This window comes from Streptomyces sp. W1SF4 (genome assembly GCF_003950035.1).
Taxonomy (GTDB): Bacteria; Actinomycetota; Actinomycetes; order Streptomycetales; family Streptomycetaceae; genus Streptomyces; species Streptomyces racemochromogenes.
In genome coordinates this window covers 5098120-5119987 of the sequence record NZ_CP034350.1, presented here as the reverse complement: position 1 = coordinate 5119987, position 21868 = coordinate 5098120, and the positions used below count along the sequence as shown (strand labels likewise).

General features: G+C 73.7%; 17 protein-coding genes. 7 read left to right on the top strand and 10 right to left on the bottom strand.

Translation table 11 applies throughout. The annotated features are described in order from the left end of the window. Window positions 1-108: 108 nt before the first annotated feature. Entirely contained in the window at window positions 109-1356 is a 1248-nt protein-coding gene (locus tag D1J60_RS24040) for a C40 family peptidase (RefSeq protein WP_125822492.1), read from the top strand. Here the strand turns inward: D1J60_RS24040 and D1J60_RS24035 are convergent. The 5 genes from D1J60_RS24035 to D1J60_RS24015 are packed head-to-tail and all read right to left on the bottom strand — an operon-like array spanning window position 1284 to window position 7204. Beyond that, window positions 1284-2567: a styrene monooxygenase/indole monooxygenase family protein gene (locus D1J60_RS24035; protein WP_125822491.1), complete on the bottom strand. Its 1284-nt coding sequence runs from the start codon at window positions 2565-2567 to the stop codon at window positions 1284-1286. The genes D1J60_RS24040 and D1J60_RS24035 overlap by 73 nt on opposite strands. A gap of 33 nt (window positions 2568-2600) precedes the next feature. Beyond that, window positions 2601-3203, bottom strand: coding sequence for an ATP/GTP-binding protein (locus D1J60_RS24030; RefSeq protein ID WP_241253598.1), 603 nt, complete (start codon window positions 3201-3203; stop codon window positions 2601-2603). A 25-nt stretch (window positions 3204-3228) separates the two neighbouring features. Further along, entirely contained in the window at window positions 3229-3612 is a 384-nt protein-coding gene (locus D1J60_RS24025; RefSeq protein ID WP_125604805.1) for a DUF742 domain-containing protein, read from the bottom strand. Beyond that, window positions 3609-4085: a roadblock/LC7 domain-containing protein gene (locus tag D1J60_RS24020; RefSeq protein ID WP_007266520.1), complete on the bottom strand. Its 477-nt coding sequence runs from the start codon at window positions 4083-4085 to the stop codon at window positions 3609-3611. Before D1J60_RS24020 ends, D1J60_RS24025 begins: the two co-directional genes overlap by 4 nt. Beyond that, the gene (locus D1J60_RS24015; RefSeq protein ID WP_164720959.1) at window positions 4082-7204 is read right to left on the bottom strand and encodes a nitrate- and nitrite sensing domain-containing protein; all 3123 of its coding nucleotides are present in this window, start codon (window positions 7202-7204) and stop codon (window positions 4082-4084) included. The genes D1J60_RS24020 and D1J60_RS24015 overlap by 4 nt, the downstream gene beginning before the upstream one ends. A 378-nt stretch (window positions 7205-7582) precedes the next feature. Between D1J60_RS24015 and D1J60_RS24010 the strand changes: the two genes are divergently transcribed. Then, window positions 7583-8356, top strand: a complete 774-nt coding sequence (locus D1J60_RS24010; protein WP_125822488.1) for a protein phosphatase 2C domain-containing protein — start codon at window positions 7583-7585, stop codon at window positions 8354-8356. Window positions 8357-8403: 47 nt separating this feature from the next. On the opposite strand, the gene D1J60_RS24005 is transcribed toward D1J60_RS24010, so the two are convergent. Together D1J60_RS24005 and lon are read right to left on the bottom strand one after the other, a co-directional pair. Beyond that, window positions 8404-8844, bottom strand: coding sequence for a MarR family transcriptional regulator (locus tag D1J60_RS24005; protein ID WP_050779716.1), 441 nt, complete (start codon window positions 8842-8844; stop codon window positions 8404-8406). 150 nt (window positions 8845-8994) lie between these two features. Further along, a complete protein-coding gene (gene lon, locus D1J60_RS24000; RefSeq protein ID WP_125822487.1) occupies window positions 8995-11391 on the bottom strand; it encodes an endopeptidase La in 2397 nt (798 codons plus the stop codon). A 125-nt stretch (window positions 11392-11516) separates the two neighbouring features. Between lon and D1J60_RS23995 the strand changes: the two genes are divergently transcribed. Continuing rightward, window positions 11517-11912, top strand: coding sequence for a RidA family protein (locus D1J60_RS23995; RefSeq protein WP_125822486.1), 396 nt, complete (start codon window positions 11517-11519; stop codon window positions 11910-11912). Here the strand turns inward: D1J60_RS23995 and D1J60_RS23990 are convergent. From D1J60_RS23990 to D1J60_RS23980, 3 genes are all read right to left on the bottom strand, one after another. Further along, a complete protein-coding gene (locus tag D1J60_RS23990; protein ID WP_125822485.1) occupies window positions 11909-12655 on the bottom strand; it encodes a DUF4097 family beta strand repeat-containing protein in 747 nt (248 codons plus the stop codon). The genes D1J60_RS23995 and D1J60_RS23990 overlap by 4 nt on opposite strands. A gap of 76 nt (window positions 12656-12731) precedes the next feature. Next, window positions 12732-13583: a sulfurtransferase gene (locus D1J60_RS23985; protein WP_125824167.1), complete on the bottom strand. Its 852-nt coding sequence runs from the start codon at window positions 13581-13583 to the stop codon at window positions 12732-12734. A gap of 191 nt (window positions 13584-13774) precedes the next feature. Continuing rightward, on the bottom strand, window positions 13775-15172 hold the full coding sequence (locus D1J60_RS23980) for a glycosyltransferase family 39 protein (protein WP_125822484.1): 1398 nt from the start codon (window positions 15170-15172) through the stop codon (window positions 13775-13777). A gap of 36 nt (window positions 15173-15208) precedes the next feature. Here D1J60_RS23980 and D1J60_RS37390 point away from each other — a divergent pair, with 36 nt between their 5' ends. From D1J60_RS37390 to D1J60_RS23955, 4 genes are all read left to right on the top strand, one after another. Further along, complete coding sequence (locus D1J60_RS37390; RefSeq protein WP_164720958.1) at window positions 15209-15772, top strand: hypothetical protein; 564 nt, start codon at window positions 15209-15211, stop codon at window positions 15770-15772. A 106-nt stretch (window positions 15773-15878) separates the two neighbouring features. Further along, window positions 15879-16619, top strand: a complete 741-nt coding sequence (locus D1J60_RS23965) for a response regulator transcription factor (RefSeq protein ID WP_007266510.1) — start codon at window positions 15879-15881, stop codon at window positions 16617-16619. After that, the gene (locus D1J60_RS23960) at window positions 16616-17707 is read left to right on the top strand and encodes an ATP-binding protein (RefSeq protein ID WP_125822482.1); all 1092 of its coding nucleotides are present in this window, start codon (window positions 16616-16618) and stop codon (window positions 17705-17707) included. Before D1J60_RS23965 ends, D1J60_RS23960 begins: the two co-directional genes overlap by 4 nt. 258 nt (window positions 17708-17965) lie before the next feature. Further along, window positions 17966-21841: a multifunctional oxoglutarate decarboxylase/oxoglutarate dehydrogenase thiamine pyrophosphate-binding subunit/dihydrolipoyllysine-residue succinyltransferase subunit gene (locus tag D1J60_RS23955; protein WP_125603046.1), complete on the top strand. Its 3876-nt coding sequence runs from the start codon at window positions 17966-17968 to the stop codon at window positions 21839-21841. Window positions 21842-21868 lie beyond the last annotated feature (27 nt).

Below are 21868 nucleotides of genomic sequence, written 5' to 3'. Positions count from 1 at the left end.
CCGAGCCGTGGAGCCCCCCCCCGACCGGGTGACGCCCCCCGACCCGCCAGCCGCCCACGCCGTCTCTCCCCCCTCCCCGTGGCAGCATCGGGCGGCGGAGGTGATTACATGACAAAACGACTGCTGCGGATCGCCTGTCTCGCCGCCGTCTTCGTCGCCGCCGGCCCGCCGGCCGGTGTCCACGCCGAGCCGGGCCCCGGCCACAGCCCCGGGCCCGCCGTCGCCGAAGGCCCCCTCCCCGAAGCCCGGGCCGCCCCCGCCCCAGCCCCCGCCCGCGGTGTCGGCGAGCTGCTCACCCGCCTCCAAGGCCTCTACCAGCAGGCCGAGGAGGCCAGTGAGGCCTACAACGCCGCCGAAGTCGCCCTCAAGGCCCGCCAGGCGGAGGAGGAGCGGCTGGCCACCAAGCTCGGGCGGGCCCGTTCAGCGCTCGACTCCGAGCGGGCCACCGCCGGGCGGCTCGCCCGGGAGCAGTACCAGGGGACCCGCGGCGGCAGCCTCTCCCCCTACCTGCGGTTGCTGCTCTCCGGCGACCCGCAGCAGGCCGTCGACCAGCGTCGGCTCGCCGCCCGTGAGGGTGCCCGGCGGGCCGGGGTCGTGGCGCGGCTGGAGCGGGACCGGAAGCAGGCGGGGGCGCTCGCGGGGGCGGCCCGCAAGGCGCGGGACGAGCAGGAGGCCCTCGCCGCGCGGCAGAAGCAGGCCCAGACGGAGGTGACGGGCCGGCTCAAGGAGGTCGAGCGGCTGCTGGCGGCGCTCACCCCCGAGGAGCTCGCCGGGCTCGGGGCGCACGAGGCGGCCGTGACCGCCGGGGCGCAGCGGAGCCTGGTGGACTCGGGCCGGCTGCCCGCCCGTACGACCACGCCGACGGCGGCGGGCGGGGCCGCGCTGCGGTACGCGGCGGCGCAGATCGGCAAGCCGTACGTGTGGGGGGCCGAGGGGCCGGGTTCGTTCGACTGCTCGGGGCTGACCTCGCGGGCCTGGGAGCACGCCGGGCGGTCCATCCCCCGCACCAGCCAGGAGCAGTGGGAGCGGCTGACCCGGGTGCCGCTGGACCGGCTGCGGCCGGGGGACCTGGTGGTCTACTTCCCGAAGGCTACGCACGTGGCCCTGTACGTCGGGGACGGCAAGGTGATCCAGGCTCCCCGTCCGGGGGCGACGGTGAAGGTGTCGCCGATCGCGGCGAACCCGCTGCTCGGGGCGGTCCGGCCGGATCCGGAGGGGACGCCGCTGGCGGAGTTCACCCCGCTGCCGCTGCCCGGGGCCGCGGCGGCGGGGGACGACGCGGGCTACGCGTCGGAGGAGGCGCCCGACGAGGAGCCGGACGACGCGGCGACCGACGCCGCGGCCTCCGCCAGGTAGTCGGCCGTGTCCTCGGGGTCGTAGAAGTACGAGTCGAAGTCGGCCGGGTTGTCGAAGCCGTTGGCGAAGCGATTCGCCACCGGCTGGAGCTGCCCGGCCGCGCCGATCAGGTTCAGCACGTGCTCCGGCGGGACGCCCAGCATGGCGTTGGTCCACTGGGTCACCGGCTTGCCGGTGGTGAACCAGTACTTGTCGAAGGTGGCCTTCATCCACGCCTCGTCGAACGGCTTGTCGCCGTGCATGAGGATCGAGGACAGGTACGAGGCCGCGCACTTGGCCGCCGAGTTCGAGCCCTGTCCCGTGATGGGGTCGTTGGCCACGACCACGTCCGCGACGCCCAGGACGAGGCCGCCGCCGGGGAGGCGCCCGACGGGGTTGCGGACGACCGGCGCGTAGCGGCCGGAGAGGGTGCCGCCCGCGTCCGTCAGTTCGACCTTCGTCGCCCGCGCGTACTCCCACGGGGTGTACTTCTCCATGAGCTCCAGCGTCAGCGCCAGGTGCTCGGAGGGGTCGTTGATGCCCGTGAAGACGTCCAGCGGGCCGCCCGGCAGGCCCTCCCAGAAGAGGATGTCGGCGCGCCCCGAGGTGGTCAGGGTCGGCATGACGAACAGCTCGCCGACGCCGGGGACCAGGTTGCAGCGCACGGCCTCGGTGTCCGGGTGCTCGCGGCGCGGCCCGAGGCCGTGGACGTAGGAGACGGCCAGCGCGCGCTGGGGGGTGTCGTACGGGGAGCGTGCCGCGTCCCGCCCGAACATCGACACGAGCTCGCCCTTGCCGGCGGCGACGAGCACGAGGTCGTACGTGCGGGAGAAGAAGTCCAGGTCGGCGACGGACGCGCCGTGCACGACGAGCTGTCCGCCGCGCTGGGTGAAGGTGTCGAGCCAGCCGGCCATCTTCACGCGCTGGTCCACGGACTGCGCGTAGCCCTTGAGGCGGCCGAGCCAGTCGATGGGGCGGGAGCCGTCGGGGGCGGCGACGGAGACGCCCAGGCCCTGGATCTTCGGGGCCTGCTTCTCCCAGAAGTTCAGCTGGAGGTCCCGCTCGTGCTGGAGCGCCGTGTCGAACATGCACTGGGTGGACATGACCCGTCCGGTGCGGATCTCGTCCGCGGTCCGGTTGGACATGAGGGTGATCTCGTAGCCCTTGGCCTGGAGGCCGAGGGCGAGCTGGAGGCCGGACTGGCCGGCCCCGACGACGAGTATCTTGCGCATCACGTTCTCGATTCGGGGGGAGGGGGAACGGACCTACTCGGGGGTGGCGTCCAGTGCGTGGCCCACCAGGGTGAGCAGGGACTCCACGACCGTGGTCCGGCGCCGCGCGTCCATGATCACGACGGGGACGCTCGGCGGGATGGTCAGTGCCTCCCGCACGTCCTCCACGTCGTAGGAGCGCGAGCCCTCGAAGTGGTTCACGGCGACCGCGTACGGCAGCCCGCAGGTCTCGAAGTAGTCGAGGGCGGGGAAGCAGTCGCGCAGCCGGCGCGTGTCGGCGAGCACCAGGCCGCCGATGGCCCCGCGGACGAGGTCGTCCCACATGAACCAGAACCGCTCCTGGCCGGGGGTCCCGTACACGTAGAGCACGAGGTCGTCGTCGAGGGTGATGCGCCCGAAGTCCATGGCGACGGTGGTCGTGCTCTTGTCCGGGGTCCCGCTCAGGTCGTCGGTGGGGACGCTGGCCTGGGTCATCACCGCTTCGGTGCGCAGCGGGGTGATCTCGGAGACGGAGGACACGAAGGTGGTCTTGCCGACGCCGAAGCCGCCGGCGACGAGCACCTTGACGGCGACGGGGGCGCGCGAGCGGTCGTACTGCCAGGGCTGGACGGGCTCGTCGTCGACGAGGCCCGTCACGCCGGCGGGGGCGACGGCGGCGGTTTCAGAGACGGCGGAGGCCACTGAGCACCCTTTCCAGCAGCGCGCGGTCGGGCCGGCCGGTGCCGTGGCCCGTGCCGTAGACGCGTATCCGGCCCTGGTCGGCGAGGTCGCTGACGAGGACCCGGACCACGCCGAGCGGCAGCTTCAGCAGTGCGGATATCTCGGCGATGGTGCGCATCCGGCGGCACACCTCGACGATGGCACGCATCTCGGGCATGCGGTCGGGCGTCTTGGCCGGACTGCCGTCGAGCGTGGCGACGAAGGTCTCCACCAGCAGCACCTGCGGGAAGCGGGTGCGGCCGCCCGTGAGGGAGTACGGGCGGACGCGGGCGGGGCGGCGGTCGGCGCCGCGTATCGGCAGCCGGTCGGAGGCCGTACTCCTCACGGGTTTTTCTCCATCGACTGGCGCAGCTCGCTGCGGACTTCGGGGGTCAGGACGTGGCCGGCGCGGCCGACGAAGAGGGCCATGTGGTAGGCGACGACGCTCATGTCGCAGTCGGGCGTGGCGTGCACGCCGAGCAGGGAGCCGTCGCTGATGGACATGACGAAGACGGAGCCGTTCTCCATGGCGACCATCGTCTGCTTGACCGTGCCGAACTCCATGAGGGCGGCCGCACCGGTGGTGAGGCTGCCGAGTCCGGACACGATGGTGGCGAGGTCGGCCGAGGCGCCGCGGGGGCCCTTGGGGCGGTCGCCCCGGGCGGATTCCGCGGCGGGCTCGGAGGAGAGCAGCAGCAGCCCGTCCGAGGACACGACGGCCACGGAGTTGACCCCGGGCACCTCCTCGACCAGGTCGGTCAGCAGCCACTGCAGGTTGCGGGCCTGGGTGCTCAGTCCGTACGTACTGGGCGCGGTCATGTGCGTGCCTCCTGTGCGGTGTCCCCCTGGTCGGTGTGCCCCTGCCCCCGGTCCTGCGCGAGTTCTTCCGCTGCGACCCGGCGCCCGTCCTGGGCGCCCTGGTAGAACCCGCCGAGCCGGCGGCGCAGTTCCTCGGCGTCGACGCGGCGCGGCTCGGGGCGGGCCGCGGCGGGGTTTCCGATGCCGGGGGCCGCCACGGAGCGCGGGGTCCGCTTGGGCAGGCCCTTGGCGGTGACGGGCTGGGGGGCGGGCTCGGCCATGGGCTCGGGGTGGCTGCCCTGGCGGGGGACGAAGCCGTCCTCCGCGTCGGCGGCCCGCCGGTGGCTGGACTGTTCGGCGTCGTGCGCCGGTCCGGGGTGTCCTTCTTCCTGTACGGGTGCACCGGGCGCGGTGCCGGCTTCCTCGGCGGCGTCCGCCGGGGCGGGGTCGGCCACCGTGAAGGCGTCCGCGTCCGCTTCGGCCACGACCCGCGCGAGGAGCTCCTGCTCGGGAGCGGCCCCGCCCGGGGCTCCGGCGGCGGGGGCCGTCTCGGGGGCGGCGGTGAAGACCTGGTCGGCGGGGGGCGGCGGGGCGTCCTCGAAGGCCTCGGCGAGGGTGACGACCTTGGCGGGCTCCGCCTCGGGCGTCACCGGGCCGGCTTCGTCCCGCGCGGCCTCGGGGGCGGCGGCGGTGTCGTCGGCGCGGGCGAAGGCCCCGGCTCCGAAGGCCTCGGCGACCAGGGACCCGGCGTCGAAGGTGTCGGACTCGTAGACCTCGGCATCGGCGTCGGCGTCCTGCTCGACGGCGTCCGCGTCGGCGGAGGCGTCCGCATCGGCGTCGGCGGGGGCGTCCACGGCGGCGGCCTCGCCCGCGCCCGCGTCCTCGCCGGCATCCACGCCCGCGTCCGCGTCCGCGTCCGCGTCCGCGTCGAAGGCCTCGGCGAGCGTGACCACCTTGGCGGGCTCCGCGTCGGCGGCCGCCGGCTGCGCGTACGTGGCGGTCTGCTCCTCCGCGGGCGGGCGCAGCCGGGGCGGCAGGGTGTTCTCGTTGGCCTCGGCGATCACGCCGGGCAGCTGGAACCCGGGGCCGCCGGGCGTGGCCAGGGTGTGCACCGGGGAGCTGGGCGGGGCGTCCGGCAGGAGCGCCTCGGGGACGACGACCAGGGCCTCCAGGCCGCCGTGCCGGCCGGCGCGGAGCTCGGCGGTGACGCCGTGGCGCGCGGCGAGGCGGCCGGCGACGTACAGGCCGAGGCCCAGGCCGTGTTCGGCCTCGGGTTCCTCGTCGTAGGCGTCGGGGGTGGCCAGGCGGGTGTTGAGGGAGGCCAGGCGGTCCTCGGTGACGCCGATGCCCTCGTCCACGACGGACAGGACCACGTCGCCGGCGTCGTTGAGCCAGCCGGACACCTTCACCTTGGCTTCGGGCGGGGAGAAGGTGGTGGCGTTCTCGAGGAGTTCCGCGAGGACGTGGGAGATGTCGTCGGCGGCGTGCCCGGCGACCTGGGTGTAGGAGGGCATGGCCGCGAGTTCGACGCGCTCGTAGCGCTCGATCTCGCTGACGGCGGCCCGCATGACGTCGACCAGGGGCACGGGCAGGCTCTGGCCGTGGCCGTGCTCCTGTCCGGCGAGGACGAGGAGGTTCTCGTTGTGGCGGCGCATGACGGTCGCCAGGTGGTCCAGCTTGAAGAGGGTGGCGAGCCGGTCCGGGTCGCCCTCCTTGGACTCCAGCTCCTCGATGACGGCGAGCTGGCGCTCGACGAGGCCGAGGGTGCGCAGGGAGAGCGAGACGGAGGTCGTCGACATGATGCGGCGGTGCTCTTCGAGTCCCGCGCGCAGCTTGGCGAGCTCCTCCTCCAGGACCTCGCGGCCGCCGGTGAGGGCTTCGTTGCGGCCGATGAGGCGGCGGCGGTCCGCGTCGAGCCCGGCGACCTTGGTGTGCAGGGCGACGGTCTGGTCGCGGACCGCGTTGAGGTGGCGTACGACCTCGGCGAACTCGTCGTTGCGGCCGGTGAAGCGGACGGGCTCCTGGGAGCCTTCGGGGGTCGCGAGCCGTTCCGCGCCGCGCCGCAGCACCGACAGGGGTCTGGTGAGGGAGCGGGCGACGGCAGTGGAGAAGCCGATGACGAAGAGGAAGAGGACGCCGAGTCCGGCGGCCATCAGCTCCAGCCGGGTGACGTCGTCGTCGCGCAGCTTGGTGAAGGCGGTGGCGCGGTCCCCGGCCAGGGTGGACTCCACCGAGCGCATCCGGTCGATGCGGGCGGTGAGGGTGGTGGCGAGGGCGGCGGCGTCGGTGGCCTTGCGTTCGGCCGGGGTCAGGGTGGACCGCTCGGTGAGGCGCTTGAGCTGGTCGTCGGCGGCCTTGACCTCGGGGCCGGTGACGGTGGCGGCGAGGGTCTGGCGTACGGCGGGCCGGGCGGCGCGCGCGAAGTCGTCGAGGGCGGCCTGTTCGCGGACGCGGGAGCGCTGGGCGGCGCCGGTGAGCTCGTCGGCGACGGCGGAGTTCGGGGTCTGCTCGGCGCGCGGGACGGCCAGGGCGGCGAGCAGCAGGCCGCGGGTGGCGGACGCCTGGTCCACGGCCTGGCCCAGGGGGGCCATGGGCCGGGTGACGGCGAGGGCGTCCTCGGCGCGCGGCGGGGTGAGTTCGGCGAGGCGGTCGCCGGGTGCGAGGAGTTCGGTGAGGAGTCCGGCGTAGGCCTGGTGGGCGGCGAGGGCGGTGCCCTTGCCGTCGACGGCTTCGGCGCGGACGGCCTTGACCTTGCCGAGGGCGCGGGCGAGTTCCGCGTCGGCCTCGGGGCGGAGTTCGGCGATCTGCCGGTCGGTGCGCGCGGTGCGCTCGTCGACGGGTGCCTTGGCGTTGCCGGGCCGGCCCTTGGCGGCGTACTCGACGACCGCGTCGCGCTCGTCGCCGAGGAGGTGGGCGAGGGTGAGGGCGTGCTGCGTCTGTTCCGCGAGGGTGACCAGGCGCTGGGAGTCGTTCAGTTCCCTCGTGGCGGAAACGACGGCGGGGGTGCCTGCCGCGAGGACGGTGAGTCCGGCGACTGCTACTCCGACCACCAGCCTGCTGCGGACGCGTACGCGCCGTCCTGCGTTGGCGGGTCCGTCGGCGCTGGCGGTGCCGTTCTTCCGAGACCGCTTCTTAGACACCGGTGCTCGCAATCCTGTACGTGTGCTCGTGCTCGTCTACTCGTGTGGCCGAGGTAACGGCCGGTCAACAAGTAAACGCCCCCTGCCCCCTCGTACCGCCTCAGACCTTCGCAGTGTGTTGGGAGGAGAGCCGCACATCGCCCACCCGGCCACTCGAAGGAGTGAACATCACGGAGGAGTGGCCGACCAACTCGGACACTGCGTGTCAGTGGCCCGGCATGGACGGGCGGTTGAAAGAACGCGGCGGGCTTTGGCAGTATGCCCGCCCACATTTCACGGTGGGGGGCGGGCGGGGCTTCCGGGCGGCCGGGCCGACCCTTTCCGGCATTGGTATGGACCTTCCGGCCCTCCGGAGGCCCCTGCGGGCAGAATGTCCGCATGCGCATCGACCTGGCCTCCGAACCCGGCAACCCGGAACACCCCAACCAGGACTGGGTGTCGGCGTCGGCACCTGCGTCGGGAGGCGGCGTGGTGGTCGTCCTGGACGGGGTGACCCCGCCGCGCGGGGACGACGGGTGCGTGCACGGAGTGCCCTGGTTCTCCACCCGGCTCGGCGGCCGATTGACCGAACTGTCCGGATCGCGGCGGGACATGCCCCTGGAGGGGGTCCTGGCCCGGGCGATCACCGACACCGCCGACGCCCACCGGGACACCTGTGACCTTTCTCACGTCCGGACCCCGCAGGCGACGGTGGTCCTGGTCCGCTGGGACGAGTCGTACGTGGAGCACCTCGTGCTCTCCGATTCCGTGCTCCTGCTCCGCGGACCCGGCGGTGCGGTCACGCCGGTGCTGGACGACCGGCTGGACCGGGTGCCGGACGGGGTGCGCGGCTCGGTGGCGGCGACCGACGCGCTGCGCAATGCCGAGGGGGGCTTCTTCACGGCGGCCGCGGACCCGGCGGTGGCGGCCCGGGCCGTCACCGGGCGCACCCCGCGCGCGGAGGTGCTGGCGGTGGCCGCGCTCACGGACGGGGCGAGCCGCTGGACGGACACGTTCGGGGAGGGCGACTGGGCGGCCTGCCTGGACGTGCTGCGCAAGGAGGGGGCGCGGGGGCTGATCGGGCGGGTCCGGACCGTGGAGTCGGACCCGCTGCGCCCGCCGGCCCGGCACAAGCGGCACGACGACGCCTCCGCGGTCTACGCGGAGCTCTGATCCCCGCGGCCGCCGGGCCGCTCGCCGGTCCTCTGCTCCCCTGTTCCCTACTCCTCGCCGGAGTTCAGCTGGTTGAGCAGCCGGGCCAGCTCCGCGACCTCGCCGCGGTCCCAGTCGGCCAGCTTGCGCATGTACTGCTCGCGCCGGGCCCCCCGGACGCGCAGGAAGCGTTCCCGGCCCTCTTCGGTGAGGCCGACGAGGAAGGCGCGGCCGTCGGCGGGGTCCGGCTCGCGGGCCACGAGGCCGAGCACCTCCAGGGCGCGCAGCTGCCGGCTCATGGTGGCCTTGCCGACGCCGAAGTAGGCGGCCAGCTCGGTGGCCCGCTGGCGGCCGGCGGCCTCCAGGCGGACCAGCAGCCCGTACGCGGCCGGTTCCAGCTCGGGGTGCAGGGCGCGGGCCATCTCGCCGGAGGAGGCCCGGGCGCGCCGCAGGAAGACGGACAGCTCCCGCTCCAGGGCGAGGAACTCCTGGTCTTCGCTGCCGTGCACGTGCCGCTCCCCTCGGTGGCGGGGCGCGCCGTGGCACCCCTGTTCGGCACCAGTATTTCGCAGCGGGTGCGCCGGGGGCCCGGGGCCCCGCCGATGGGGGTTCCCGGGCCCTGCGGGCCGTGCGCGGCTTCCGGTCAGGCGGCCTTGGGGTCAGGCGGCCTTGGTGAAGGAGACCACCGCCGGGGCGAGGGCCAGCTCCAGCACCTGGCGCACGTCCGTCACGGGGTGCACCTCCAGTCCCTCCAGCACCTCGCTCGGGACGTCGTCCAGGTCGGCCTCGTTCCGCTTGGGGATGATCACGGTGGTGAGCCCGGCCCGGTGCGCGGCCAGCAGCTTCTGCTTGACCCCGCCGATCGGGAGCACCCGTCCGGTCAGCGAGACCTCGCCGGTCATGGCCACGTCCGTGCGGACCTGGCGGCCGGAGAGCAGGGACGCCAGCGCGGTGGTCATGGTGATGCCCGCGCTCGGGCCGTCCTTGGGGACGGCGCCCGCCGGGAAGTGGATGTGCACGCCCCGGTCCTTCAGGTCGGCGACCGGCAGCTCCAGCTCCGCGCCGTGCGAGCGCAGGAAGCTGAGGGCGATCTGTGCCGACTCCTTCATGACGTCGCCCAGCTGGCCCGTGAGGGTGAGCCCGGCGGCGCCGGTCTCCGGGTCGGCGAGGGAGGCCTCGACGAACAGGACGTCCCCGCCCGCGCCGGTGACGGCGAGGCCGGTGGCCACGCCCGGGACGGCCGTCCGCCGCTCCGCCGGGTCCTGGGCGGACTCGGGCACGTGGTGCGGGCGGCCGATCAGGCCGCGCAGCTCGCCCGCGCCGATGGCGAAGGGGAACTCCCGCTCGCCCAGTTCGTGCTGGGAGGCCACCTTGCGCAGGAGCCGGGCGATGGAGCGCTCCAGGGTGCGCACGCCGGCCTCGCGGGTGTACTCGCCGGCCAGCTTGCGCAGCGCGTCCTCCCCGAGGGCCACCTCCTCCGCGGTGAGTCCGGCGCGCTCCAGCTGGCGGGGCAGCAGGTGGTCGCGGGCGATGACGACCTTCTCGTCCTCGGTGTAGCCGTCGAGGCGCACCAGCTCCATGCGGTCGGCGAGGGCTTCGGGGATGGCCTCCAGGACGTTGGCCGTCGCGAGGAAGACGACGTCGCTGAGGTCCAGCTCCACCTCCAGGTAGTGGTCCCGGAAGGTGTGGTTCTGTGCGGGGTCCAGGACCTCCAGGAGGGCGGCCGCCGGGTCGCCGCGGAAGTCCGATCCGACCTTGTCGATCTCGTCGAGGAGCACGACCGGGTTCATCGACCCGGCCTCCTTGATCGCCCGCACGATGCGGCCGGGCAGGGCGCCGACGTAGGTGCGGCGGTGGCCGCGGACCTCGGCCTCGTCCCGTACGCCGCCGAGGGCGACGCGGACGAACTTGCGCCCCATGGCGTGGGCGACGCTCTCGCCCAGCGAGGTCTTGCCGACGCCGGGGGGCCCGACGAGCGCGAGGACCGCTCCGCCGCGCCGTCCGCCGACGACGCCCATGCCGCGTTCGCCGCGCCGCTTGCGCACGGCGAGGTACTCGGTGATGCGGTCCTTCACGTCGTTCAGCCCGGCGTGCTCGGCGTCGAGCACGGCGCGGGCGCCCTGGATGTCGTACGCGTCCTCGGTGCGCTCGTTCCAGGGCAGTTCCAGGACGGTGTCCAGCCAGGTGCGGATCCAGGAGCCCTCGGGGCTCTGGTCGCTGGACCGCTCCAGCTTGTCGACCTCCTTGAGGGCGGCCTCGCGCACCTTCTCGGGCAGGTCGGCGGCCTCGACGCGGGCGCGGTAGTCGTCGGACTCCTCGCCCTCCTTCTCCCCGCCCAGCTCGCGCAGCTCCTTGCGGACGGCCTCCAGCTGACGGCGGAGCAGGAACTCGCGCTGCTGCTTGTCCACGCCGTCCTGGACGTCCTTGGCGATGGACTCGGCCACGTCCTGTTCGGCGAGGTGGTCGGAGAGCGCCTTGACGGCGAGGCGCAGGCGGGCGACCGGATCGATGGTCTCCAGCAGCTCGACCTTCTGGGCCACGCTCAGGAACGGCGAGTACCCGGAGTTGTCGGCGAGCGCCGACACCCCCTCGATCTGCTGCACCCGGTCCACGACCTGCCAGGCACCGCGCTTCTTCAGCCAGCTGGTGGCGAGGGCCTTGTACTCCTTGACGAGCTCGGCGACCGCCCCGGGCAGGGGGTCGGGCACCTTCTCGTCGACGGTCTCCCCCTCGACCCAGAGCGCCGCCCCGGGCCCGGTGGTCCCGGCGCCGATCCGGACGCGGCCGCGCCCGCGGATCAGCGCCCCGGGATCCCCGTCGGAGAGCCGGCCGACCTGTTCGACGGTCCCCAGCACACCGATGCCGGCGTACTTCCCGTCGACCCGCGGCACGAGCAGCACCCGGGGCTTCCCGCTGCCCGCCGCCGCCTGCGCGGCCTCCACGGCTGCGCGCACCTCGGCGTCGGACAGGTCCAGGGGAACGACCATCCCGGGCAGCACGACCTCGTCGTCGAGCGGCAGTACGGGCAGGGTGAGCGTTACGGACGTCGAAGCCATGATCTTCCCTCCGGCAGTGAAGTTGAGCTATGCCGACTCAATGCTTCTGCGCCGGGCAATGTTCCCCAACACCCGTTCGCCCGGGGCGAACACATTCGGCGGGCCCGTCGTAGCACCATGACGGCATGGCAGACACACGACGGACCGTCAGCTCCGGCTCCCCGCTGGAACCCCGGATCGGCTTCTCGCGCGCGGTGCGCACGGGGCCGTACGTGGCCGTCGCCGGCACGGCCCCGATCGGGGACGACGGCTCCACGGTCGGCCCGGGCGACGTCCACGCCCAGACGGTCCGCTGCCTCGACATCGCGCAGCGCGCCCTGGAGGAGGCCGGCGCCTCGCTCGCCGACGTCGTGCGGACCCGGATCATGCTCACCGACATCACCGCCTGGGAGGCGGCCGCGCGGGCCCACGGCGAGCGCTTCGCCGCGGTCCGCCCGGCGACGACGTTCGTCGAGGTGGCCCGCTTCATCGACCCGGCCTGGCTGGTCGAGGTGGAGGTCGACGCGGTGGTGGTCGCCTAGAGGGCGCGGAGGCGGACGTCGCCCGAGGTGGTGCGCACCGCGATCCGGGACGGGGCTGCCGGGGTGTCGCCGAGGGCGTTCTCCCGGTCGCCCGAGGCGGTGTCCACGGACACCCGGTACGGGGCCCGCGGCGCCCGCAGGGTCACGTCGCCCGAGCTGCTGGTGACGGAGACCGAGGCCGGTGCCTTCGCGAAGCCGGCGTCCACGTCCCCGGAGGCGGCCCGGAACTCGGCGTCGGCCCCCTCCAGACCGGTGGCCGTGATCCGCCCCGAAGCGGTACGCACCTTCAGCGGGCCGGTGATCCCCTCGGCCCGGACGTCGCCGGACGCCGCGGTCAGCTCGGCCCGGGCGACGCCCCGCACCGTGATGTCCCCGCTGCTGCTCTCGACCTTCACCCGGACCGCGGCCGGGACCTCCAGGCGGTAGTCGATCCAGCAGTCGTCCCCGCAGCCGTCGCTGAAGGTCAGCACCCCGCCCGACACCCGCTGTCCGGGCCGGGGCTCCGCGCTCCCCCGGTAGTGGACCACCCGGCGGACGGTGACCCCGGGGCCGGAGCCGGGGGCCACCTCGACGTCGCCGCTGCGGACGCCGGTCAGCTCCACCGCCGTGACCGCCTCGGGGACGGTGGCGTCGGCATCGAGGGTCCTGGCCGGGCCGGCGCCCGTCAGCGCGCAGCCGCCGAGGAGGAGGGCGGCCCCGGCGGCGGTGGCGGCGAGGCGGAGCGAGGTGGTGTGAGGTGCCATGGGGCGAGTCTGTCCAACGGCACGCGGAACCGCGCTGGTGCGGGCATCCCGGACCGGGGTGGTGCTGGCCCCACCCTCAGGGCCCCGTCACCACCGGCCGCCGCTGCGAGGGCAGGCCCCACTCGCTCCACGACCCGTCGTACACCGCGGTCCGCCCGTACCCCGCCAGGGTCGCCCCCAGCGCGAGCACGCAGGCCGTGACGCCGGAACCGCAGCTGAAGAGGAGCCGCTCCCTGTCCCCGGCCAACGCCCCGAACGCCGCGCGCAGTTCCCCGGCGGGCCGCATCAGGCCGTCCGGCCCCTGGAGTTCGCCGAACGGCAGGTTCACCGCGCCCGGCATGTGCCCGCCCCGCAACCCCGGCCGCGGCTCGGGGGCGGTCCCGGCGAACCGCTCCCGGCTCCGGGCGTCGAACACGGCTGCGGCGGGGTCGCTGAGCGCGTCGGCGACGGTGCCGGCGTCCACCAGCAGCCCGGACCTGGGCCGGGCGGTGAAGGAGCCGCGCGGCCCCTCGTACGCCGCCGCCCCGGCCTCGACGTCCAGCCCGGCGGCCACCCACGCGGGCAGGCCCCCGTCCAGCACGGCCACCCGGTCGAAGCCCATGGCGCGCAGCATCCACCAGGCGCGGGCGCTGGAGTAGATCCCGGCACCGTCGTACACGACCACGGTGTCGGTGTCGTGCACCCCGAGCCCGCAGAGGGCCTCGGCGAAGTCCGCCGGGGAGGGCATGGTGTGCGGGACCGCGGCCGCGTGGTCGCTGAGGGCGCCGTCGAGGTCGAAGGGCCGCGCTCCGGGAATCCGCACGGGAGCCCCCCGGTGCGCCCCGACGGAGGCGTCGAACACCACGACCCGGCCGAGCCGCTCCGCGAGCCAGCCGCTGCCGACGAGGGGGCCGGGCAACCCGGGTGCGGGCATCTCGGGTACGGGCATCTCGGGTACGGGCATCTCGGGTACGGGCATGCGGAAACCTCCGGGCGCGGCGTCGAACACGGTCCGCACCCATCCTGGGCCATCCCCGGCCCGGGGAGGCGGCGTTGGGGCCGGGGCCGCGGAAGGCGGTGTCCCCCCGGCCGGCTTCAGACGCCGGCCCCCGCGCCCCCGCGCCCCCGCGCCGCGCCCCCTCACCCGCACGTCCCCCGCCAGGCGTACACCGCCACCCTGGCCCCGCGGACCGGGGTCACCGAGCAGCGGTCGAACGACCGCGCCAGGGCCTCGCGCTTCGCCGCCTCCGCGGGGTCGTGGTCCAGCGGCTGGTCCGGCGGGTCCAGCAGGGCTATCACCCTCGGGGAGGCCAGGACCGCCGCCCGGACGGCGTCCGCCGGGAGTTCCGTGCCGTGCAGGGTGCGGGACTGCGCCGGGGTGCGGGACAGGGCGACGTCCCGCAGGGAGCCGTACGCCCCGGGTGACGACAGCAGCCACTCCCGCCGCCGGGACGGCATGAACAGCACCGCGTCCCCCGGCCGGGCCCGCTCCCGCACCGCCGCCGCGACGGCGAGGGCGTCGTCCTTGCGCGCCTGGGGGGTGCGCAGCCACACCGACCACCCCGCGAGGGGCACCAGCAGCACCCCGGCCAGCAGCCACGGCACCCACCGCGTCCGCGTCCCGCTCCCCCGCGCCCCGGCCAGCACGGCGAGGCCGGCCAGCGCGTACAGGACGTACCGGTCGACGTACCAGGGGTGCGCGAGCGAGACCGCCATCAGCAGCCCGGGGGGCAGCAGCGCCAGCGGCACGGCCACCCGTACGAGGTCCCGGTCCCCGGCCCCCCGCGCCAGCAGGGCCACAGCCGCCACCAGGACCGCGTACGCCGTCCAGTCCTGCCACGACGGCCGCCCCAGCCAGCCCAGCTGCGCCGGCGCCTGCCGCGCGCTCACCAGGGCCAGCGGGAGCAGCCCGGCGAGGACGGCCCCCGCCGCCCGGCGCCAGCCCGGCGCCCGCCCGGCGGCGAAGGCGTGCGCCGGCAGGGCCAGTACGGCGAACTCGTGCAGCCAGCAGCCCAGCAGGAGCACCACCGCGTAGGCCGCCCACCGCTCGCGCAGCATCAGGTACGTCGCCCAGGCCACGGCCGCCGCGACCAGGGCGTACGAGCGCCCCTCCTGCGCGTACGCCTGCACCGGCGGCAGCACGGCGTACGCGGTGCCGGCGAGCAGTGCGGCCCGCTCGCCCGCCAGCCGGTGGGCCACGGCGGCCACTCCGGCGGCGGCGAGGGCCGTGCCGGCCACGGACGGCAGCCGCAGGGCCCAGGGGCCGCCGTCCCAGAGGGCGAAGACTCCGTGCATCAGCAGGTAGTAGAGGCCGTGCACCGCGTCGACCTGCCCGAGCAGTTCCCACAGTCCGCGCAGGGGGCGGTGGGCGACCTGCCAGGTGGTGGACTCGTCGCGCCACATGCTCCCGCCGCCGGGGCCGCGCGGCAGGCCCCACAGCCCGAGGAGCACGGCGGTCAGCGGGGGCAGCGCGCGCCAGGGGGTGATGCGGCGGATGGCGGCCTCCGGGTGCTTTCGGTCGGGGGGCGGGGGCTCCATACTCGGTGTTCGGTCGGAGTACCTGCGGAGGTGGGTGTGCGAGCGATCCGGGCGGCCTGGGCCGCGACGGTGGTGCTGCTGGGCGCGGTGCTGGTGCTGGCGGGCTGCGGCGGCGGGTCCGGGGGGCCTCCGGACGCGACGGCGGCCCCGACGGCGACGGGGCCGGCGACGCCCCCGCCCACGACGTCACCGCCCGCGACGCCTGCGCCCGCGACACCCTCGCCCGCCCCCACGTCCCCCGCGGCGACCGGGACGACCGCCGGGACCCTCGTGCGCGTGACCCGCAGCGGCGGTTTCGCGGGCCAGACGCGGACCGTCCTGGTCAAGGGCGACGGCTCCTGGACCCTCCTCGACGGCAAGGCCCGTGACCTGCGCTCCGGGAAGCTGGAGCCGGCCCGGCTGGAGGCGCTGCGCACCGCGCTGCGGGAGGCGGACCTCGCGCACCTGCCCCGGGTGGCGACGGCCGATCCGCCGGTCTACGACGGGTTCACGTACGCCTTCGTGCACGGCGGTTCCGAGGTCACGGCGGACCAGACGGAGCTGGCTCCGGGCCTCCGGAAGGTGCTGGACGCGCTGCCCGGATTCGACCCGACGGGATGAATCTCTGATTCCGGATGACCCCGGCTCCTGTCCGAACCCCGCATGGCCGCAGGCCGGTGCCTCCTCTACGCTGCACCCCATCACGCGGGATCTTCAGGGGCGGGACATGGAACAGACACACACCACCCACAGCGTCGCCGCGGCCACTCCAGGTGCCCAGCGGCGCGTGCTCGTGGTCGAGGACGACCGCACCATCGCCGACGCCATCGCGGCGCGGCTGCGGGCCGAGGGCTTCCAGGTGCAGACGGCCTACGACGGCCCGGCCGCCGTCGCGGCCGCGGAGAGCTGGCAGCCCGAGCTGCTGGTGCTGGACGTCATGCTGCCCGGCTTCGACGGGCTGGAGGTCTGCCGCCGGGTCCAGGCGCAGCGGCCGGTCCCGGTGCTGATGCTCACGGCCCGGGACGACGAGACCGACATGCTGGTCGGGCTCGGGGTCGGAGCGGACGACTACATGACGAAGCCGTTCTCGATGCGCGAGCTGGCCGCGCGGGTCCACGTGCTGCTGCGCCGGGTGGAGCGGGCCACGCTGGCCGCGACGGCTCCGCGCGGGGCGACGCTGCGGCTGGGCGACCTGGAGATCGACCACGCGCAGCGCAGGGTGCGGGTGCAGGCGGAGGACGTGCACCTGACGCCGACGGAGTTCGACCTGCTGGTGTGCCTGGCGGGGACGCCGCGTGCGGTGCTCTCGCGGGAGCAGCTGCTGGCGGAGGTGTGGGACTGGGCGGACGCGTCGGGGACCCGTACGGTCGACAGCCACATCAAGGCGCTGCGGCGGAAGATCGGTGCGGACCGGATCCGTACGGTCCACGGCGTCGGGTACGCCCTGGAGACCCCGGCGCAGTCGTGAGCGGCCCGCCGCGGGGGCCGGGTCTGCGGCCCTACTCGCCGTTCTCGATCAAGACGAAGCTGGGCGTGCTCGTCGTGGTGTCGGTGTTCATCACGACGGGGCTGCTGATGGTGGCCCTGCGCACGGCCACGGAGCTGCGGTTCATCACGGTCTTCTCGGTGATCGCGTCGATGCTGATCACCCAGTTCGTGGCGCACGGTCTGACGGCGCCGCTGGACGAGATGACGACGGTGGCCCGGGCGATCTCGCACGGGGACTACACGCGCCGGGTGCGGGGTGCCGGGCGCCGTGACGAGCTGGGTGACCTGGCGTCGACGATCAACCGGATGGCCGATGACCTGGAGGCCGAGGACAGGCACCGTCGAGAGCTGGTGGCGAACGTCTCGCACGAGCTGCGGACTCCGATCGCCGCGTTGCGGGCGGTGCTGGAGAACGTGGTGGACGGGGTCTCGGAGGCCGATCCGGAGACCATGCGGACGATGCTGAAGCAGGCGGAGCGGCTGGGCCGGCTGGTGGACACGCTGCTGGACCTGTCGCGGGTGGACAACGGTGTGGTGCCGTTGAAGGCGCGCCGGTTCGAGGTGTGGCCGTACCTGTCGGGGGTGCTGAAGGAGTCGGGGCTGGCGGCCGCGGGGCGGCCGGGGCTGTCGTCCGGTTCGGGTGGGCATACCCGTAATGACGTGCATCTTCATCTGGATGTGCACCCTCCGGAGCTGACCGCGTACGCGGACGCGGAACGGCTGCACCAGGTGGTGGCGAACCTGATCGACAACGCGGTGAAGCACAGTCCGGCGCACGGCCGGGTCACGGTCCGGGCGCGGGCCGGGGCGGCCCCGGGGAGCCTGGCGCTGGAGGTCGTGGACGAGGGTCCCGGGATTCCGGAGGCGGAACGGCACCGGGTCTTCGAGCGCTTCAACCGGGGTTCCGGCGGGGGCGGGGACGCGGGCGGCGACGGGGGCACCGGTCTGGGGCTGGCCATCGCGCGCTGGGCGGTGGGCCTGCACGGCGGGCACATCGGCGTGGCCGAATCGTCACGGGGTTGCCGGATCCTTGTCACCCTTCCGGGCAGCTCACAGGTCCCTTCTTGACGTAGGGTTCGAGTGGGAAGGACATGATCTCGGCCACACGTGCCCGGGGTCGTCAGGGGTGCGAGGCCTAGGGGGTCGCAACCTGGCTGTCCCCTACCCGAACCACGCTTGTTTCCCGCCATTCCGATGGGTGAAACCCGCCGTTCGGTGTGACCTGCACGACGGAAGTCCCGCCCGGCCTGCATCACACGCCCTGGGAGGCGTAGCCTTTATCCCCGCTGTCCATACCTTGTGAAGCGGAAGAGGGCGGTTGCCGCCGTGTCGCCACAGTCCCCCAGTAACCCGAGCACCACGACCGAAGCAGCAGAGGGCGGGAAGAACCCCGCCTCAGGCTTCGGCGCGAATGAGTGGCTCGTCGACGAGATCTATCAGCAGTACCTCCAGGACCCGAGTTCGGTCGACCGGGCCTGGTGGGACTTCTTCGCCGACTACAAGCCGGGGGGCGCTGCCGCCCCGGTGAAGGCGGCCGAACCCACCAAGACCCCGACGACGGACGGCGCCTCCGCACAGGCCGCCACCGCCACCGCCGGGGTTCCCCAGGCCGTCGACGCCGCCACGGGGGCGGCGCCGGCCGCGCCCGCAGCCGCGCCCACACCTGTGTCAGCTCCTGCCCCTGCTCCTGCCACCCCCTCTGGTGCCCCTGCTGTGACTGTCACCTCCCAGGCCCCGGCCGCCGCACCGGCCGCGCCCGCCCCTCAGGCCCAGGCTCCGGCCGCCGCCACCACTCCGGCTCAGAAGGCCGCGCCCGCCACCGAGGCCCCCGCCGGCCCCGAACTGGTGACGCTCCGCGGCCCGGCCGCCGCCGTGGCCAAGAACATGAACGCCTCCCTCGACGTCCCGACGGCCACGTCCGTCCGCGCCGTCCCGGTGAAGCTGCTGTTCGACAACCGCATCGTCATCAACAACCACCTCAAGCGCGCCCGCGGTGGGAAGATCTCCTTCACCCACCTCATCGGCTACGCGATGGTGCAGGCCATCAAGGCCATGCCGTCGATGAACCACTCCTTCGCGGAGAAGGACGGCAAGCCGACCCTGGTCAAGCCGGAGCACGTGAACTTCGGCCTCGCGATCGACCTCGTGAAGCCGAACGGCGACCGTCAGCTCGTCGTCGCCGGCATCAAGAAGGCCGAGACCCTCAACTTCTTCGAGTTCTGGCAGGCCTACGAGGACATCGTGCGCCGCGCCCGCGTCGGCAAGCTGACGATGGACGACTTCACCGGCGTCACCGTCTCGCTGACCAACCCCGGCGGCCTGGGCACCGTCCACTCGGTGCCCCGCCTGATGCCCGGACAGTCGGTCATCATGGGCGTCGGCTCCATGGACTACCCCGCCGAGTTCCAGGGCACCTCGCAGGACACCCTGAACAAGCTGGGCATCTCCAAGGTCATGACCCTGACCTCGACCTACGACCACCGGGTCATCCAGGGCGCGGCCTCCGGCGAGTTCCTGCGCATCGTCGCGAACCTGCTCCTCGGCGAGGACGGCTTCTACGACCAGGTCTTCGAGTCCCTGCGGATCCCGTACGAGCCGGTCCGCTGGAACCGCGACATCGACGCCTCGCACGACGACGACGTCACGAAGGCCGCCCGCGTCTTCGAGCTGATCCACTCCTACCGGGTCCGCGGCCACGTCATGGCCGACACCGACCCGCTGGAGTACAAGCAGCGCAAGCACCCCGACCTGGACATCACCGAGCACGGCCTCACCCTGTGGGACCTGGAGCGCGAGTTCGCGGTCGGCGGCTTCTCCGGCAAGTCGATGATGAAGCTCCGCGACATCCTCGGCGTGCTGCGCGACTCGTACTGCCGCACCACCGGCGTCGAGTTCATGCACATCCAGGACCCGAAGCAGCGCCGCTGGATCCAGGACCGCATCGAGCGCCCGCACACCAAGCCGGAGCGCGAGGAGCAGCTGCGCATCCTGCGCCGCCTGAACGCGGCCGAGGCCTTCGAGACCTTCCTGCAGACGAAGTACGTCGGCCAGAAGCGCTTCTCCCTGGAGGGCGGCGAGTCCGTCATCCCGCTGCTCGACGCCGTCATCGACTCGGCCGCCGAGGCCCGCCTCGAAGAGGTCGTCATCGGCATGGCCCACCGCGGCCGCCTGAACGTCCTGGCGAACATCGTCGGCAAGTCGTACGCGCAGATCTTCCGCGAGTTCGAGGGCAACCTCGACCCGAAGTCCATGCACGGCTCCGGCGACGTCAAGTACCACCTGGGCGCCGAGGGCACCTTCACCGGCCTGGACGGCGAGCAGATCAAGGTCTCGCTCGTCGCCAACCCCTCCCACCTGGAGGCGGTGGACCCGGTCCTGGAGGGTGTCGCCCGCGCCAAGCAGGACGTCATCAACAAGGGCGGCACGGACTTCACCGTCCTGCCGCTGGCGCTGCACGGCGACGCCGCGTTCGCCGGCCAGGGCGTGGTCGCCGAGACGCTGAACATGTCGCAGCTGCGCGGCTACCGCACCGGCGGCACCGTTCACGTCGTGATCAACAACCAGGTCGGCTTCACCGCCGCCCCGGAGTCCTCGCGTTCCTCGATGTACGCGACCGACGTGGCCCGCATGATCGAGGCGCCGATCTTCCACGTGAACGGCGACGACCCGGAAGCGGTCGTGCGCGTTGCCCGTCTGGCCTTCGAGTTCCGCCAGGCGTTCAACAAGGACGTGGTCATCGACCTCATCTGCTACCGCCGCCGCGGCCACAACGAGTCCGACAACCCGGCGTTCACGCAGCCGCTGATGTACGACCTGATCGACAAGAAGCGCTCGGTGCGCAAGCTGTACACCGAGTCCCTCATCGGTCGCGGCGACATCACGCTGGAAGAGGCCGAGCAGGCGCTCCAGGACTTCCAGGGCCAGCTGGAGAAGGTCTTCGCGGAGGTCCGCGAGGCCGCCACGCAGCCCGCGGTCGCCGCTCCGGTCCCGGCCCCGCAGCCCGACTTCCCGGTCGCCGTGAACACGGCGATCTCGCAGGACGTCGTCAAGCGGATCGCCGAGGCCCAGGTCAACATCCCCGACGGCGTCACGGTCCACCCGCGTCTGCTGCCGCAGCTGCAGCGCCGCGCGGCGATGATCGACGACGGCACCATCGACTGGGGCATGGGCGAGACCCTGGCCTTCGGTTCGCTGCTGATGGAGGGCACCCCGGTCCGGCTGTCCGGCCAGGACTCCCGCCGCGGCACGTTCGGCCAGCGCCACGCGGTCCTCATCGACCGGGAGACCGGCGAGGACTACACGCCGCTGCTGTACCTGTCGGACGACCAGGCCCGCTACAACGTCTACGACTCGCTGCTCTCCGAGTACGCGGCCATGGGCTTCGAGTACGGCTACTCGCTGGCCCGTCCGGACGCGCTGGTCCTGTGGGAGGCCCAGTTCGGTGACTTCGTCAACGGTGCGCAGACCATCGTCGACGAGTTCATCTCCTCGGCCGAGCAGAAGTGGGGCCAGACCTCCGGCGTCACGCTGCTGCTGCCGCACGGCTACGAGGGCCAGGGCCCGGACCACTCGTCCGCCCGCCCGGAGCGCTTCCTCCAGATGTGCGCGCAGGACAACATGACGGTCGCGATGCCGACCCTGCCGTCGAACTACTTCCACCTGCTGCGCTGGCAGGTCCACAACCCGCACCACAAGCCGCTGATCGTCTTCACCCCGAAGTCGATGCTGCGTCTGAAGGCGGCGGCGTCGAAGGCGGAGGAGTTCACGAGCGGTTCCTTCCGTCCGGTCATCGGCGACTCGACGGTGGACCCGAACGCGGTCCGCAAGGTCGTCTTCTGCGCGGGCAAGGTCTACTACGACCTGGAGGCCGAGCGGGAGAAGCGCGGCATCACGGACACCGCGATCATCCGCATCGAGCGCCTGTACCCGCTGCCGGGTGCGGAGCTCCAGGCGGAGATCGCCAAGTTCCCGAACGCGGCGAAGTACATCTGGGCGCAGGAGGAGCCGGCGAACCAGGGTGCGTGGCCGTTCATCGCGCTGAACCTGATCGACCACCTCGACCTGGCGGTCGGCGCGGACATCCCGGCGGGCGAGCGCCTGCGGCGCGTCTCGCGTCCGCACGGCTCGTCGCCGGCGGTGGGTTCCGCCAAGCGCCACCAGGCGGAGCAGCAGCTGCTGATCAACGAGGTCTTCGAGGCCTAGTCGCTGACGCGACCTGCACATGACGGA